This window comes from Moorena sp. SIO3A2 (assembly GCF_010672265.1).
In the GTDB taxonomy this organism is placed as follows: Bacteria; Cyanobacteriota; Cyanobacteriia; order Cyanobacteriales; family Coleofasciculaceae; genus Moorena; species Moorena producens.
The window spans coordinates 35,383-51,601 of the sequence record NZ_JAAHHC010000008.1 but is presented as its reverse complement, the minus strand read 5'-3'; the positions used below and the strand labels follow the sequence as shown (position 1 = coordinate 51,601).

Genomic DNA, 16,219 nt, shown 5'->3' with positions numbered 1-16,219 from the left:
TTGCTATATTGTTCCCTACTCCCTACTCCCTACTCCCTACTCCCTACTCCCTACTCCCTACTCCCTACTCCCTTTTCGTAACGCTATAGGTACTAAACACTACTAAAGGCATCAAAGTAGGTAGCAGCACCTTTAAGGAGATATAAACTTGTAGTGAAACCAAGCAATAAACTAACCAATAAAGCAACCAAGCGTTATCTATATTGCTAAACCACCATTGCTGTTGCTCCGGAGAATTCTGTTTAATTAACCTAAATCCCTTACCTAAAACAGCGGTTAGCAAAATCATCAAAGCATTAGGAATTGGTATCACCAGATGCTGGGAAAAAAGATGGTGGGCAATGTAACTATGGGCTTCACCACCAGTAAATGATGGTTTGCTATCGAACCAGTCTTGCCAACCCTGTGAACTACGCCAGAAGGCGACCGGAAGGGGAAGCAGATGATTATCTTCCCCTTCTTGATCAATTCCTGCTTGTTGATATCCTCCTGAAGCAACAATCACAATGGTCTGGTTAAGGCTGATATCATCAGCTAGAGCATCTTCAGAACAGGTGCCTAATAACTCACAAGCAGAAATTCTTTGATAAACCTGCTCTGGAGGTAGGGAATAGTCAATAATCGGTTGAAACCATTGTAAGAAATATGCGATCGCAGGACGTTTGACCCTCCCCAACCAAGCCACTTGTGTATGGGCTTGTGTATGGGCTTGTGTATGGGCTTGTGTATGGGCACCATTAACCCAATCAATCACTGAAGTCCTAAATTCCTGATTACTGTCTTGAAGCTCAGGTAATCCCATAGCTAATTGAGTAGTGCCGGAATCTTGATCACGTAAACAATAGGAAAGAACTAGTAAATAGCTAAACGGACAACGTTTATCACAATTATTGCTAGGTAACTCCACATACCAATCATAGGTTGTAATATCTCCCTCCATGGTTTGATTGAGGTTAGCGATTTTATCACTCACTCCCTGATAATCAGCAGGATGATCAGCTTCAATTGCTGCCCAAACTAACCAGGTATTATTTTTAATCGCTTCATTAACTGATTGCTGTAACTGTTTACTATTATCGGGCTGTTGTTGGTCTTGATCTAAGATATAATCAAATCCAATTATGCTAGCATTACTGGTAACTAATTTATCTAAAATACTTGCTAAGTAACCATAATCCATATACCTGCCATCAACCAATTTAACCTTGTCCTGTTCAAGAGACTTGTTATCAATTTGAACTAACCGAACTGGAGACTTAACTGGAGAAGGATTAGCTTGCCACTCCACCTGCTGAGTAACCTGACGGTAACCAGCCTGTAACAATAGACGAGATTCTAACAGTAAATCCTGACAATCCGGGATTAAACTAACGGTTAACCATGCCGATAACCACAGGGCTTCCTTCTTAGTGGGCAACCAATTTCTGAGACTGTGCCCTAAACCGAATGGTTCCAAGCGAAACAGTACTGATTGGGGATGGCGAAATAAGGTAGGGATTAAGTAAGCAGAAGGATAGGTAAGATTTTGTTGGTCTTTAAGAAAAGCACAAGCATCCCTTAGGGCTTCATGGACATCCTTATACTCAGCCAAACTGTTGAGAAACTGGACAATAAAAACTTGAGCCACCTGATTGTGAATAGGTTCTGCCATCACCGCCACTTGAGGTAACCCTAAAGCAATTAGGGATTCCGCAATCGAGATACCATCACAAGAATTAAAAATAGCAAACTTCAGGCCATTAGCTATCCCTTGTTGGAGGGATTGTTGAATCTCATTAATTCCTAGAGAAGCATCAGGAGCAATATGTAATTCTCCACCAGTACAGGCAGTTTCATTACTATGTCCAGCAAAGAATAAAATATCCCAACCCCTAGGATTAGCAATTTCCTTAACAATTTCCTGCTTAAGACTAGTAGAGTCTTTTCCTGGTTGCCAACCAATAAATTTTATGTCAGCTAGCTTAGACAGGTGAGCTAACGCCTTGCGGTCTTCTTCAAAGTCTAATCCTTTTTCATCACCCAAGATAGCCAAAACTCTGGCTCGGCGACGGATTGAAGGAATAATTTTATCATGACTAATCCCAGCATGGATAGTATTAGAAACCCGAGCAATCCGGATAGTTCCGAATCCCGATAAATTCGTCCTAGTAGTAGTACTAATTTCCCAAGCTTCCCAAGGTAAGCGAGTTAATTCAGGACAATTACAGGTGAGGAGAATATCAACCCAATACCGACGATTAATAGACGAATCCGTAGCTGCCTTAGCAATTTCCTCACGAATTTCATATAACTCTCCATCCCGTAACCAATTATGAAATATTGATAAAAACCTAGCTTCTGCTTCCCGCAACAGGGCAGCTGGATCCTTCTTAACTGTAAGTCTACCACTTTTTGGGACTTTACCTCGCAAATTTTTGTAACAATTAATGTAAGCATATTTCCAGTCTTGGTAACCTTGATCAAGGTCTTGAGGATAATCTACTATGGCAGCAATAGTCTTACCGTTTTCCCAAGATAACTCAAAGTTACAACCTGACTTGATTTTGATGACTTTAAGGTGAAAAATTTTACTTTTCATGTTACTTATAGTAGTCAGCAGTCAGCGGTCAGTGGTCAGCGGTCAGCGGTCAGTGGTCAGCAGTCAGCGGTCAGCAGTCAGCAGTCAGCAGTCAGCAGTCAGCAGTCAGTGGTCAGCCGTCAGCTTATTTTATTCAAAAGCTTTTCGGTGTAGCTTGGCCTACGGCCAATGGCTGATAGCTGATAGCTGATAGCTGATAGCTGATAGCTGATAGCTGATAGCTGATAGCTGATAACTGATAGCTGATAGCTGATAGCTGATAGCTGATAACTCATAGCTGATAGCTGATAGCTGATAGCTGATAGCTGATAACTCATAGCTGATAGCTGATAGCTTACCTCCCTACTCCCTACTCCCTTTAAATTCAAACAACATCGAGGTTTGTACTGTTTCCTCAGCAGTGGTAATTGTAGCTAGAAACTTTTCATGATTAGCTCCCACAAACTGAGTAAATAAATAGTCATCATCAGTGGTAAATTCCTGTTGATCCAAGACCATGGTAAAGTCAGTAATACGCAATTTTATCCCCGAAGGTGGAGTATTACCTGGGCTAGCTCCCAGGATTAGCACTATAGTCCAATCTCCCTCTGGTTCAGACTGGGGTAATTGCCAAGTTACAGCATAAAGGCGCAGTGGAATTCCAGCTAGTTGAAAATCTCGATAACTACGAACAGCGGCAGCAGGAATTTCGATATCAATAATAGTTATAATCTCAGCTAATTCTTGGGCTGGGGTAGGACGAAACCGCAATGCTGGGGAAGGTGCTGGTAATAGCTGCCAAGATAACTCTTGAGCTAGGTCATCAATTTGATTATATAACCATTGTCCCACATTAATCGCTCGTTGATTCAGGATTTCGATTACGTCTCTAACATAATTAGGCTCGCGCTGTGGTATCTCTGGTAAAGGAATTTCCTCAGGAGATAGACATTGTAAATCCAGTAGTAAGTCGTCTCCACTCATAGTAAACCTAGATAAAGGGAGCTCGTAATTATGATCAGAGCCAACAGCTATATTACTAATATCTTTGACTAGCTGGTCGTATCGATTTACGCCTTTAATCCCAGCAATACCTAAGTCATCATCAATGGCAATCACCACATAAAAATGAGCAGTAAATTGGGGAATAGTAACAATCCCTTGAGGCAGATTTACCAACGGGTCACTAAATCCCAAGCTAGGAATAAGGCAAATCTTAAAATCTCCTACTCGTAGATTACACACAGCATTAATAACTTTAGCAATAGCTTGAGATAATTCCGAGTTTACTAACTCATTAGCTGCCCGTTCTACCCGTAAACTTGGCTCTCGTTTTTCCAGCCAATCTTCAAAGACTAGTAAGGCTAACTCTTGGAGATAGATAGCTAATATTTCGGATTTTTTCGCCATCTGGTTAGCTATATCCAGGGCTTTTTGTTGTTGCTCTAATTCCAGCGTTAGGGTTTCCGTTAATGCTGGGAATGAAATCATTTCTGTAGATGTATTTAGCATTTTTAGTTGAGTAATAATAGGGAGTAGGGAGTAGGGAATCGGGAATCGGGAATCGGGAATCGGGAGTCGGGAGTCGGGAGTCGGGAATAAAAGTTGGCATTCAAGCTAAGTTATTTATTATTGCCAATTAAGAAGTGGACTTTATCTTTTTTGTCTCATTTTCATAATTAACTTATCTGCAAATGGCTATATGACGTCCATTTAACTTTCTTCTCCCTACTCCCTACTCCCTTTTTCTTCTCCCGACTCCCGATTCCCGATTCCCGATTCCCGACTCCCCACTCCCTTGTTCAATAATTCACATAAGGTGCGAGAAAAATTACTAGAGAGTTTGTATTGGTTTTTAACAAAAGTCTCCTTCCTAGCTGCAGTCATAATCTGGTTAATTGCTTCCTCTACAAACTGACTAATTCGTTTGTCTAATTCCTTAACCTCTTGTGCAGAAGCGTAGGCTTGGCCTAACTCCACTAGTTGGTGATGTAATCTTACGGAAGTGCGTCTAGCAATATCAGCCCGAAAAGCTTTCAGGTCTAGCAAGCGACTGACTTGATATTGAGCAGTGAAGCCAATTTGGGCAGCAATCTTAGTCATAGTGACATGGTGACAGTGAAATAAATCTAGGGCTTCTAAAAATTGCTGATGTTTTGGCTTTTGTTGACGACTTAGATAAGTAACTCGGTTTTGAATAACGTCTTGAATAGCGGTAGTTAAACAATCCTGTAGTAATTGGTCATAGGCAGCTAATACTTCGTTTTCTTCCTGATTATTACTTGTATCATCAGCTGCTAATTGATGCTCAAATTTTCCTAAAGCTTGAGTGGGCACATTCCGGCCATGATTCCGTTTATAGTCTCGAATTAGCTGAGCTAAGGTTTGTAACTCAGTAAGCACTGCTTCTGGAGATAGTTTACCTATCAGCTGTAATTGCTCTTTGGTAGGAATTGGGTAGGGAGTTGTGAGTTTACCTAAGCCTTGTTGTTGTCGTTGTTGGTTAATTTGATTACGCTCTGCTTGCAGTTGACTTACATAAATCCTTTGATAACTTTCTAATAACTCACGATAGTGGTTAATTTCCTGAGCAGTTAGCTGATGAAACTCCGATATAATCCGGTGTAGTTTACCAGGAGTGGTTTGTTTGAGTAATAACCAATCGGTTACCTGCTCAATTCCATAGTATAGTAAAAATCGTTTTACCTCCTTATTGGTTTTAACCAGTCTCTTTGTCCAGGCAAATAAGCTACTTTTATCTGGGTCAAAGGTTTTTAAAGTATAGGTAATTAGAGACTTATTTTCATCTAGTTTATGGCCTTGATCGCCCTCATGATAACGGTCAAGTACTAATGGCATTAGGTCATCCATGGTAAAATTATGCTGCTGACCAAATTGCTCTACTAACTGATAACAAACCTCCTTGATTTGCTGAGAAACTAAACAACGTAGACAAACCTCAGCGAGCTCAAGGTCCTCGTCTTGGCTATGATAACGTTCCCACAGTCTGCTAATCAGGGCTTGGTCTATGGTGTCTTCACCTGTAGACAAGGTAAGAGCTTGGGCACTGATAAACTCCTTAGCCTTTTCTATGGGTTTAGTTTGATGTTGACCCAAACGATTAATATAATTGAGTGTCCAGTATTTGGCTAAGCTGGTTTTCATGAGGGAGTAGGGAGTAGCAATAGGCAATAGGCAATAGGCAATAGGCAATAGGCAATAGGCAATAGGTGCGTAGGGTGCGTAGGGTGCGTTAGGGGCGGACTTGCCGTTATTTTTCGCCTCGTAGCCAGGGTTGGGATAGTCGGCCCCGTAACGCACCACTTGCCCTAATTTTCGGCTCGAGCGCCAGGGTTGGGATAGTCGGCCCCGTAACGCACCACAGGGTCAAAAAGCAAAGTGAGATGCATCCTAGCAATCTCCGCCGACAAGGGAACCAAATCTTACTCTTACCTATCTGGTAACTATCCGACCCTATGCATTTTGTGGAAAAAATTGGGCTTGAAGTGTATAAGTGAAGGGTAGGAAGTAGGTCTGAGGAGTATTAGTGTTTTCTTGTATAGTCAGGTACATCTAAATTTTATTCCCGACTCCCTACTCCCGACTCCCTACTCCCTAATTCTGCTGTGGTGCGTTACGGGGTGGGCTATTTCAACCAGGCGCTCAGTGCTTGAAAATCCATCCGGGTTAGCCCACCCCTAACGCACCCTACCCTTGCCAATAATTGCCTAGGCTGAGGAATGTCTCAGATTTAGGTAAATAGGTTATGATACCACATCCTATTAAACTTAAACAGGTCTTGTTTTTGGGACTTTTCACTCTCTGCCTTACCCCTGGGCAATTCCCTGTTCTGGCTAGATTCCTGAATTTACCAGTACTGGATCAGGCACAAAGCACTGTTAGCCTAGAGCAAGAAGGGAGTTTAGCCCCTGGTGATGCCTTTGTTGAAGTAGACAGTAAGCAGGCAGAGGCGGACAAACTATTTAAGCAAGGACTTCGTCACATTGGTGACAGTGAGTTCCGAAAAGCATTAAAGTCTTGGCAGCAAGCATTGGTGATTTATAAACAAATCGGACACCGCCAGGGTGAAGCTAACTCCTTGGGTAATATGGGTCGTGCATACGCTAATCTGGGAGAGTACAAACAAGCAATTAATAATTACTTACCATCGATAGCTATTGCTAGGCAAATCCCAGACCGCGAGGGTGAAGCTGGCTCCCTGACTAATCTGGGGTTTGCATACGGTAATCTGGGAAACTACAAAAAAGCCATTGATTACCACCGACAATCTTTAGACATTTTTAGGGAAATCCGAAACCGCCAAGGTGAAGCTCGCTCCCTGAGTAATCTGGGGAATGCATACGAGAGTTTGGGAGACTACAAAAAAGCGATTGATTACCAGCAAAAATCTTTAGCTATTGCTAGGGGAATCGGAAACCGCGATGGTGAAGCTGGCTCCCTGGGTAATCTGGCTAATGCATACCGTCATCTGGGAGACTACGAAAAAGCGATTGATTACCAGCAAAAATCCTTAGCTATTAAACGGGAAATCCGAAACCGCCGGGGTGAAGCTTATTCCCTGGATAATCTGGGTATTGCATACGGTAATCTGGGAGACTACAAAAAAGCGATTAATTACCACCGACAATCCTTAGGGATTTTTAGGGAAATCCGACACCGCAAGGGTGAAGCTCACGCCCTAGAGAATCTCGGTATTGCATACGGTAATCTGGGAAAGTACAAAAAAGCAATTGATTACCACCAAAAATCCATAGCTATTGCTAGGGAAATCGGACACCGCAAGGGTGAAGCTTACTCCCTGAATAATCTCGGTGCTACTTTCTTAGAAAACAATCAACTAGAACAGGCAAAAACTCACCTGTTTGATGCCATTAAAATTTGGGAAGATATCCGCCAAAACCTGGGGAATCAAGATGATTGGAAGGTTTCTATTTTTGAAGCACAAGCTCGCAGCTATCGTCTCTTACAACAGGTTTTGGTTGCTCAAGGTAAACTAAAACAAGCCTTAGAAATTTCCGAACAGGGTCGCAACCGCGCTCTGATTGATTTATTAGCGGCACGGTTATCTGAACGTCGTCAAACTAAAGCTCCTACTCTTGAAGACATTCAAATAATTGCTCAACAACAACAAGCAACTTTGGTTGAATATTCGATTGTTAAGAACCAGATTTATATTTGGGTGATTGCTCCAACTGGTGAGATTACTTTCCGTAGTAATACATTACCACAAGATACTTCTCTGGCGGAACTAGTCAAAGTCAGTCGTCTGCAGATTGGTGTCAGAGGTAGAGGTAATCAAAATGCTGCTTCACCACTAAATACTAACAATAATAATCTACTACAACATCCCCTACACCAACTCTACCAACTGCTGATTACTCCGATTGTTGACTTATTACCAAGAACTGCATCAGACCGTATTATTTTCATCCCCCATCAAGAACTATTTCTGGTTTCCTTTGCTGCTCTGCTAGATGATCAGGGCAAGTATCTAATCGAAAACCATACCATTCTCACTGCTCCTTCGATCCAATCGTTGTGGTTCACCCGTAAACATTGGCATCGAGTCCAACACAGCCGGGGAAAACCATTGATTGTCGGTAATCCCACCATGCCTACGATTAAAATAGGACTGGAACAAAAACCGTTAACCCCTCTACTGGGTGCAGAAACAGAAGCATTAACTATTGCTCAATTGCTCAATACAAAAGCTCTGATTGGTTTGGAAGCAACAGAACCAACCATTGTGCGGAAAATGGCCAATGCTTCGGTTATCCATTTCGCTACCCATGGTTTACTGGATGATGTCAATGGTATTGATTATCCCGGTGCGATCGCATTAGCTCCTGAGGAACCAGACCATGATGGCTTTCTCACCAGTCGTGAAATTATGATCAGTGACCAACACCAGAAACCACCCTTATTGAAAGCAAAGTTAGTAGTGCTCAGTGCTTGTGATACTGGTAGGGGTGAGATAAAAGGGGAAGGGGTAATTGGTTTATCCCGTTCTTTGATTGCCGCCGGTGTACCCAGTTTGGTGGTGTCGTTATGGAAAATACCTGATCATGATACGGTCAAGTTGATGAAGGAGTTTTACACTAATATTTACACCCACAAATTCGATAAAGCGAAAGCCATGCGAGAGGCGATGTTATCGATGATCAATGATGGAGATGGTAATCCAGACCCGAAAGCTTGGGCGGCTTTTACGGTTATTGGCGAGGCTAGGTAGAGACTTCCCGACTCCCGACTCCCTGCTCCCTTAATCATTGCATAAGCTCAGGAATATCTCAGATATGGCCAAGTAAGTAATGATTCAATATCCGATATGAAACTTAAGCAGGTCTTATGGTTGGGACTTCTCACTGTCTGCTTCACTCCTTGTGAATTGCCTGTTGTGGCTAGATTCCTCACCTTACCAGCACTGGCTCAAGAACAAAACACGGTTAGCCCAGAGCAAGAAGGGACTATAGCCCCTAGTGATGCCATAGTTCAAGTAGACAGTAAGCAAGCCGAGGCGGACAAACTCGTTGAGCAAGGACTTAGTCAGCTTTATCGCAGTGAGTTCCGAGAAGCATTACAGTCTTGGCAGCAAGCATTGGTAATTTATAAACAAATCGGAAACCGGGAGGGTGAAGCTGCCTCCCTGATTAGTCTGGGTCTTACATACCTTGGTCTGGGAGAGTACAACAAAGCGATTGATTACCTCCAAAAATCCTTAGCTATTGCTAAGGAAATCGGAGACCGCAAGGGTGAAGCTATCTCCTTGACTAATCTCGGTGATGCATACGAGAGTTTGGGAAACTACAAAAAAGCGATTGATTACTACCAACAATCCTTAGCTATTGCTAAGGAAATCGGAGACCGCAAGGGTGAAGCTATCTCCCTGACTAATCTCGGTGATGCATACGAGAGTTTGGGAAACTACAAAAAAGCGATTGATTACTACCAACAATCCTTAGCTATTGCTAGGCAAATTAGACACCGCAAGGGTCAAGCTCGCTCCCTGACTAATCTGGCTAATGCATACGAGAGTTTGGGAGACTACAACAAAGCGATTTATTACCAGCTAGAAGCGATCGCTTTTTATAGGGAAGTCGGAAACCGCGAAGGTGAAGCTCGCTCCCTGACTAATCTGGGTCTTGCATACTATTATCTACGAGACTATAAAAAAGCGATTGATTACCAGCAACAATCTTTAGCTATTGATAAGGAAATCGGAAACCGCCTGGGTGAAGCTTACTCCCTGGGTAATCTGGGTAGTGCATACTATAATCTGGGAGAGTACAAAAAAGCTATTAATTACCACCAAAAATCTTTAGCTATTGCTAGGGAAATCGAAGACCGCCAGGGTGAAGCTAAGTCCCTTAGTGATCTGGGTGTTGCATACGGCAATCTGGGAGACTACAAAAAAGCGATTGATTACTACCAACAATCTTTAGCTATTCCTAGGAAAATCGGAAACCGCCAGGGTGAAACTGGCTTCCTGACTGGTCTGGCTGTTGCATACTACTCTCTGGGAGAGTACAAAAAAGCGATTGATTATCACCAACAATCTTTAGCTATTCCTAGGGAAATCGAAGACCGCATGAGTGAAGTTTACTCCCTAAATAATCTAGGTTTTGCATACTACTCTCTGGAAAAGTACAAAAAAGCGATTGATTACTACCAACAATCTTTAGCTATTGCTAGGAAAATTTTAGATCGTCGGCTTCAAGCTATACCCCTGAGTATTCGCGGTGCTGTTTTGTTAGAAAATAATCAATTAGAACAGGCTCAAACTAACCTGTTTGATGCCATTAAAATTTGGGAAGATATCCGCCATATCCTCCGTAACAAAGATGATTGGAAGATTTCTATTTTTGAAAAACAATCTCGCAGCTATCGTCTCTTACAACAGGTGTTGGTTGCTCAAGGTAAACCAAAACAAGCCTTAGAGATTTCCGAACGGGGTCGCAACCGCGCTCTGATTGATTTATTAGCGGCACAGTTATCTGAAACTCCTCAAAAAACCAAAACTCTTACTCTTGAAGACATTCAAGAGATTGCTAAACAGCAACAAGCCACCTTGGTGGAATATTCCATTGTTGATGACCAGATTTATATTTGGGTGATTGCTCCAACTGGTGAGATTACTTTCCGTAGTAATACGTTACCCCAAAATACTACTCTGGCGGAACTAGTTAAAGTCAGTCGTCTGCAGATTGGTGTCAGAGGTCGAGGTAATCAGAATCCTGCTTCACCACCAAACCCTAACAATAGTAATCGACTACAGGAACTCTACCAACTGCTGATTACTCCCATTGTTGACGTATTACCAACAAACCCATCAGACCGTATTATTTTTATCCCCCATCAAGAACTATTTCTGGTTCCCTTTGCTGCTCTGCTAGATGATGACGGAAATTATCTAATCGAAAACCATACCATTCTCACTGCTCCTTCGATCCAATCCCTGTCGTTCACCCGTAAACATTGGCATCGAGTCCAACACAGCCGGGGAAAACCATTGATTGTGGGTAATCCCACCATGCCTACGATTAAAATAGGACTAGAACAAAAAGCCTTAACCCCTCTACTGGGTGCAGAAACAGAAGCCTTAACCATTGCTCAATTGCTGAATACAAAAGCTCTAATTGGAGCAGAAGCAACAGAATCAACCATTGTGGAAAAAATGGCCAATGCTTCCGTTATCCATTTAGCCACCCATGGTTTACTCGATGATGTCAATGGTATTGGTTATCCCGGTGCGATCGCATTAGCTCCTGAGCAACCAGACCATGATGGCTTTCTCACCAGTGATGAAATTCTGATTGGTTACGGACTACCGGAAAAATCCTTATTGAAAGCAAAGTTAGTCGTCCTGAGTGCTTGTGATACTGGTAGAGGTGAGATTAAAGGGGAAGGGGTAGTTGGTTTATCCCGTTCTTTGATTGCGGCAGGTGTACCCAGTTTGGTGGTGTCCCTATGGAAAATACCTGATCATGATACGGTCAAGTTGATGAGGGAGTTTTATACTAATATTTACACTCACAAATTCGATAAAGCGAAAGCGATGCGAGAGGCGATGTTATCGATGCTTAATGATGGAGATGGTAATCCAGACCCGAAAGCTTGGGCGGCTTTTACTGTGATTGGTGAGGCTAGGTAGAGAGGGTGGGAAGTGTGGGGAGATGGGGAGATGGGGAGATGGGGAGATGGGGGAGGTGCGTAGGGTGCGTGATAAGACGGGCTTGCCATGGTTTTCCGGCTTTTGGCATCGGTTGGGATCCCCGTCCCGTAACGCACCACTATTCCTGTTCCCTATTCCCTATTCCCTGTTCCCTATTCCCTGCTCCCTGTTCCCCGTTCCCTGTTCCCTAGCTTGACAGGTAAATTTTAAACTTGGTGCAAGATCTAAGTATTACCTACCATTGCTCCTGTTGGATAACTCAATGGGAGCCAAGAGAAGTTTATCTGGCACTGCTATCGCTGTGGGAGTAGTTTCTGCCAACTCAGATACAGCAGCATCCTGTTTTCTGTTAAGTGTACCTGGTGCAACGACTTCTAATAAACCAAAAACAGCAGGACCACCGTAATAGTTTGCGGGGTTATCCGGATCGGGATTTTTCATAAGAATAGAACGATTCCCCAAGGGAGCATCAGGAGCAGCAGTGATGGTGAGGATGAACACTTGCTGATTACTACCTAGATCCTGAAAATCTGTTTGTTCAAAGGTAATACCTGGTGAACCAGTAAATTCAATAGTGGATTGTGAATCGCTGTCAAATGCGTATAGTACAACATTCTCCACGGTAGTCCCTGGCTCAATACGCATATTTAAGCTAGAACGAAACGCTACACTAAGCATTTCCAATTCTCTCAAGACATACGGACGAGGTAATAACTTTGGTTCCCCTGCACAAAGAAGCCCATCTTGGTTGACCTGAGGCAAGGGCAGACCGGCAAGAGCAATTTGGAAAGTTTGAGCAATTTGTGCCCCGTATTCAATATTGAATCCATTGATGGTAATATCGCTAACCGTAAAGCCTAACTCCTCAGGCACTTCATAAACTGCATGGAGAATATAGTCCATTTCCTGGCCAGAGTCCCGTTTACGTCCGCGAATCACCTTCCAGTAGTCTGAGGGTTTAGCATCTTCAGGGGCATCAAAGGGTAATTCGTAGGTGTTAAAACTAGGTTCTTGGATGTACAGACCGACGGGATTTGCCAGGGATATCTGCATGCCAGAACCTGGTTCTCCTGTTCCCCGCACTACTCCGTTAACCAACGCTCCAATGGTGGGATCACTGTTACGGTTTGGGGTACCATACCGACTGCAATTGATCAGCTGGTTTTTGTCTGTAATTGGATTACCTGCTACATCTCTACGGAGGACTGTGGCTTGTCCAGCTAGAAATACTTCCGCACTTAGGGAATTAGGATTGCTAATCAGGTGAACCGCTCCAGCAGTCGTGGTGCTATTCCAGACATTGCGATCGTTATAAGCTGGTCGCCCCGTGGCGGGATCGATAACTAAATTACCTTGTTGGTTACGCAGATACAGATCCTCAATTTTGACCTGGGGACTGACTAATTTCTGGTAAAGGCCCAAGACAACATTGGGATCGACTTCCCACAAGGTATACCAGTATTCTCGGTTCTCACATGTGAACATTATTTTGGTAATCTTACCCTCTGCATTGCGGGTGACGCTCCACTCACAATATTCATCCTGCCAGCCACGGGGACCACTCGGACCATAGTTATCCTCCGGGGGTGGTCCTTCGTCAGCATATTGCCACTGGGTACGTTCCCCAACATTGGGATATGCCATTAAAATCCGGTTCGGGAACGCCGTCCATTTAATAGGTACACCCTTCGTTCCTTCTGGAATATCAGTTTTGAGAGGATTGAAATATTGGCTTAGGGGTGGTTGGTTAACTGAACTCCACGGATCGTTTTTCAAGGTTTGTTCTGTATAGCGATTGATGTTATTACTCCAGCGAGTGCGTAATGCTTGTTCCTTTTCTTCTTCTCCACAAAAATCATTTTGATTGGCTGGTGGATCAAATTGAGGTAGTTTAGCCATTGATTGACTCCTTAGTTTTTTACTGTTATCGATATCACAAGTAAGTTGTTGTTGTTTCAGTTAATTTCTAAACATTCAGCGATCAGCCGTCAGCTAAAAGCTCACGCTACTTGAGGTGCTTAAAATAAACCTAGAACGAGAGAATTTAATAGGTAAGCATTCAGCAGTCAGCGGTCAGCGGTCAGCTATTTTCTTCAAAAGCTGTTCGCGTAGGGTGCGCATAGCGCATAGGCTGATAGCTGATAGCTGATAGCTGATAGCTGATAGCTGATAGCTGATAGCTAATAGCTGTTCGCGTAGCGTGCGCGTAGCGCTTAAGCTGATAGCTGATAGCTGATAGCTAATAGCTGTTCGCGTAGCGTGCGCGTAGCGCGTAGCGCTTAAGCTGATAGCTGATAGCTGATAGCTGTTCGCGTAGCGTGCGCGTAGCGCTTAAGCTGATAGCTGATAGCTGATAGCTGATAGCTGTTCGCGTAGCGTGCGCGTAGCGCTTAAGCTGATAGCTGATAGCTGATAGCTGAATGCTTACCTTAAATCACTCTGGGGAAGTAACAAGCTAAATTCATTCAGGTTACTAATTGTTGGCCAGGATTGAAACTGCTCCCGGCGCTTGACACTTGATTCCATCAGTTGAGCTAACTGCTCCCTAGGAGAAAGTGTGTTTAATTCATCCAAATAAGCCTGAATTTGCTCTTCGACAAAGGATTTCCACTGATTATCAGGTAGTTCCCATGTTTGCAAAAACTGTTGTTCCGCAGTGCATTGGTCAAAGTTAGTAGGATCGCAGGGAGACTGGTTAGCAGCAGCAACTCTAACTTTCTCGGCAAAATCATTGGGTACACTACTAATCCCATTGATGATTGTGCCTGTTGTGACTTGCTCAGCGTACTGCTGCAAGCTAGACCGCTTTTCGGAAAAGACAGGGTTTTTGAAGTCCACCATCAAGACAGCAGCAATGAATTTATCTGTCAAAATCTTGGCACTTCGCATCCGTGTGAGCATGTAGAGGTCTTCTGCAGCAGGAACTGGCACAAAGAAAGAAAAGTAGGTAGAGCCATCCTCTTCGTACAGTGGAGAATCATCCGGTTTGGTGAAGTCAGATTGAACCAGTTGGAAATGATTGGTATTTAGGTAATTGTCATACTCTTGTCGCTCGAAGGTAATCAGCGGGATATTGTAGTTAAGACCTAAGCTGGTCTTGAGGGCTGAATCCCAAACAAAAAAGTCATTGGGAATACCATCAACAGCACGGTTGGCTGGGCTAGTATTGGCTCCATTGCTTTCAATCTTCGTTGAGGCCAAATTGATGGTAGTGTTGGTGGTCAGATGACGTAGCATCTGGTTGACGTCCGTTAAGTTAATAACTCCTTCTTGTCTTTTGTAGCGATCGCGCAACCAATTCTTATGGTAGTTAATGAAACCACTGCGAATTACCTGCTCAAGCACCTCGGCTCCTTGCAAGTTCTGAAAGAATATTTCTTGGGTCACCCTTAACGGCACTACTAGGGGTGAGATTGGCCCCCGCTGAGAATGCCAATTGTTCCAGGGTGGAGCAAGTTCTTTCATAATCACCACACCATTATGGTGACAATCAAAACAGCCCACTCCCATAGTTGGTTTTGCCCGCGCCATCCCAGAATCCCCAGCCCAAGTCCAAACTTTGGTAGATGTACCTGGTTGTTCACCTACCTGTTCCCGCAATTCATAGAAGTTGTATTTTTTGGCTTGTGCATCCCAGGCAATTACTTGCAAAAAGCTAGAGTTGCCACCGGCAGCTGTACTCACAAGAATATCGGCATTACTGGTGCGACTCGTTCCCCAAGTAAGAACATAACGAAGGTTACGGGGTTCTTCACGGGATGCAATAGTCGTCGGGATTTGACTGCCTTCTCCAAGCAAGTAGTTCGCTGATTCCAAGTTGAGTTGGGAGTCAGCAATAGCAGCAGCTAGAGCATCTACATTCTCTGGAAATGTTCCTTTGCTCAGAATCCCAGTAGCAAATGGATCCTTGAGCATCTGCTCAATTTCATCATCTGTCATTAGTTGAAGGCAGCTATCTATACCCTCAACAAAACGATAAATTTGGTCAGGAATTACGGCAGTGCAGTTAGGGACAGACACAGGCGAAAAGATTTCTCTGTCAGGACTACTCCCAAACTTGGGATGAGTAGCCTTCCGATAACTCCGCAACTGGAAATTACCTGTAGCAAATTGCACGTAGGAAGCCGCAATAGCCTGATTTTGCAACATATCAGCCAGCACCCATGAACTACCTAACAGAAATACCAGTAAAACGGCAAAAATACCAAATTTTGCTAAGTCTACTTTAGGCATTATCCTCTTCAATATCTTTTTAAACTCCTGCGGTAAGTGTCTGGTAAAGTTTTCCCAGAAGAGCATGGATTAAATCTTCGTTGTTAGTTGTCATAGTGAATCTCTATGAATTTAGAAAAGGACTTCAGAAAGATTGAACTGTTAACTACCATTTTTCCAAAGCTCTCTGGAATTTGAAGGTACCCGCGAGGGTACTCTTGCTCTCCCCCTTCCGCAGTCGAGAGTAGTTCCGTAGG

At 43.4% G+C, this 16,219-nt stretch carries 10 protein-coding genes; 4 read left to right on the top strand and 6 right to left on the bottom strand.

What is annotated here, in order from left to right; genetic code table 11:
• Window positions 1-64 precede the first annotated feature (64 nt).
• Window positions 65-2,578: a CHASE2 domain-containing protein gene (locus F6K64_RS12100; protein WP_287265481.1), complete on the bottom strand. Its 2,514-nt coding sequence runs from the start codon at window positions 2,576-2,578 to the stop codon at window positions 65-67.
• Between F6K64_RS12100 and F6K64_RS12095 the strand changes: the two genes are divergently transcribed.
• Entirely contained in the window at window positions 2,558-2,731 is a 174-nt protein-coding gene (locus tag F6K64_RS12095; protein WP_158026648.1) for a hypothetical protein, read from the top strand. The genes F6K64_RS12100 and F6K64_RS12095 overlap by 21 nt on opposite strands.
• On the opposite strand, the gene F6K64_RS12090 is transcribed toward F6K64_RS12095, so the two are convergent.
• The 3 genes from F6K64_RS12090 to F6K64_RS12080 form a co-directional block, all read right to left on the bottom strand.
• The gene (locus tag F6K64_RS12090) at window positions 2,698-2,946 is read right to left on the bottom strand and encodes a hypothetical protein (protein WP_287251556.1); all 249 of its coding nucleotides are present in this window, start codon (window positions 2,944-2,946) and stop codon (window positions 2,698-2,700) included. The two genes, F6K64_RS12095 and F6K64_RS12090, sit on opposite strands and share 34 nt — an antisense overlap.
• Window positions 2,921-4,069 (bottom strand): DUF1822 family protein, encoded by a 1,149-nt coding sequence (locus tag F6K64_RS12085; RefSeq protein ID WP_287265479.1) that lies wholly within the window; start codon window positions 4,067-4,069, stop codon window positions 2,921-2,923. Before F6K64_RS12085 ends, F6K64_RS12090 begins: the two co-directional genes overlap by 26 nt.
• A 216-nt stretch (window positions 4,070-4,285) precedes the next feature.
• The gene (locus F6K64_RS12080; protein WP_131827166.1) at window positions 4,286-5,878 is read right to left on the bottom strand and encodes a hypothetical protein; all 1,593 of its coding nucleotides are present in this window, start codon (window positions 5,876-5,878) and stop codon (window positions 4,286-4,288) included.
• 445 nt (window positions 5,879-6,323) lie between these two features.
• Between F6K64_RS12080 and F6K64_RS12075 the strand changes: the two genes are divergently transcribed.
• The 3 genes from F6K64_RS12075 to F6K64_RS12065 all read left to right on the top strand — a co-directional run bounded on the left by F6K64_RS12075 (window position 6,324) and on the right by F6K64_RS12065 (window position 11,946).
• The gene (locus F6K64_RS12075) at window positions 6,324-8,810 is read left to right on the top strand and encodes a CHAT domain-containing protein (RefSeq protein ID WP_008185258.1); all 2,487 of its coding nucleotides are present in this window, start codon (window positions 6,324-6,326) and stop codon (window positions 8,808-8,810) included.
• Window positions 8,811-8,906: 96 nt separating this feature from the next.
• Window positions 8,907-11,729, top strand: a complete 2,823-nt coding sequence (locus tag F6K64_RS12070; protein ID WP_008185255.1) for a CHAT domain-containing protein — start codon at window positions 8,907-8,909, stop codon at window positions 11,727-11,729.
• 22 nt (window positions 11,730-11,751) lie between these two features.
• Window positions 11,752-11,946 carry a hypothetical protein gene (locus F6K64_RS12065; RefSeq protein ID WP_165691810.1) on the top strand — a complete coding sequence of 65 codons (195 nt, stop codon included), beginning with the start codon at window positions 11,752-11,754 and terminating at the stop codon, window positions 11,944-11,946.
• Window positions 11,947-11,981: 35 nt separating this feature from the next.
• Here F6K64_RS12065 and F6K64_RS12060 read toward each other — a convergent pair whose 3' ends face one another.
• The gene (locus F6K64_RS12060) at window positions 11,982-13,649 is read right to left on the bottom strand and encodes a DUF8225 domain-containing protein (RefSeq protein ID WP_008185253.1); all 1,668 of its coding nucleotides are present in this window, start codon (window positions 13,647-13,649) and stop codon (window positions 11,982-11,984) included.
• A 525-nt stretch (window positions 13,650-14,174) separates the two neighbouring features.
• Window positions 14,175-15,983: a hypothetical protein gene (locus F6K64_RS12055; RefSeq protein WP_008185249.1), complete on the bottom strand. Its 1,809-nt coding sequence runs from the start codon at window positions 15,981-15,983 to the stop codon at window positions 14,175-14,177.
• Window positions 15,984-16,219 lie beyond the last annotated feature (236 nt).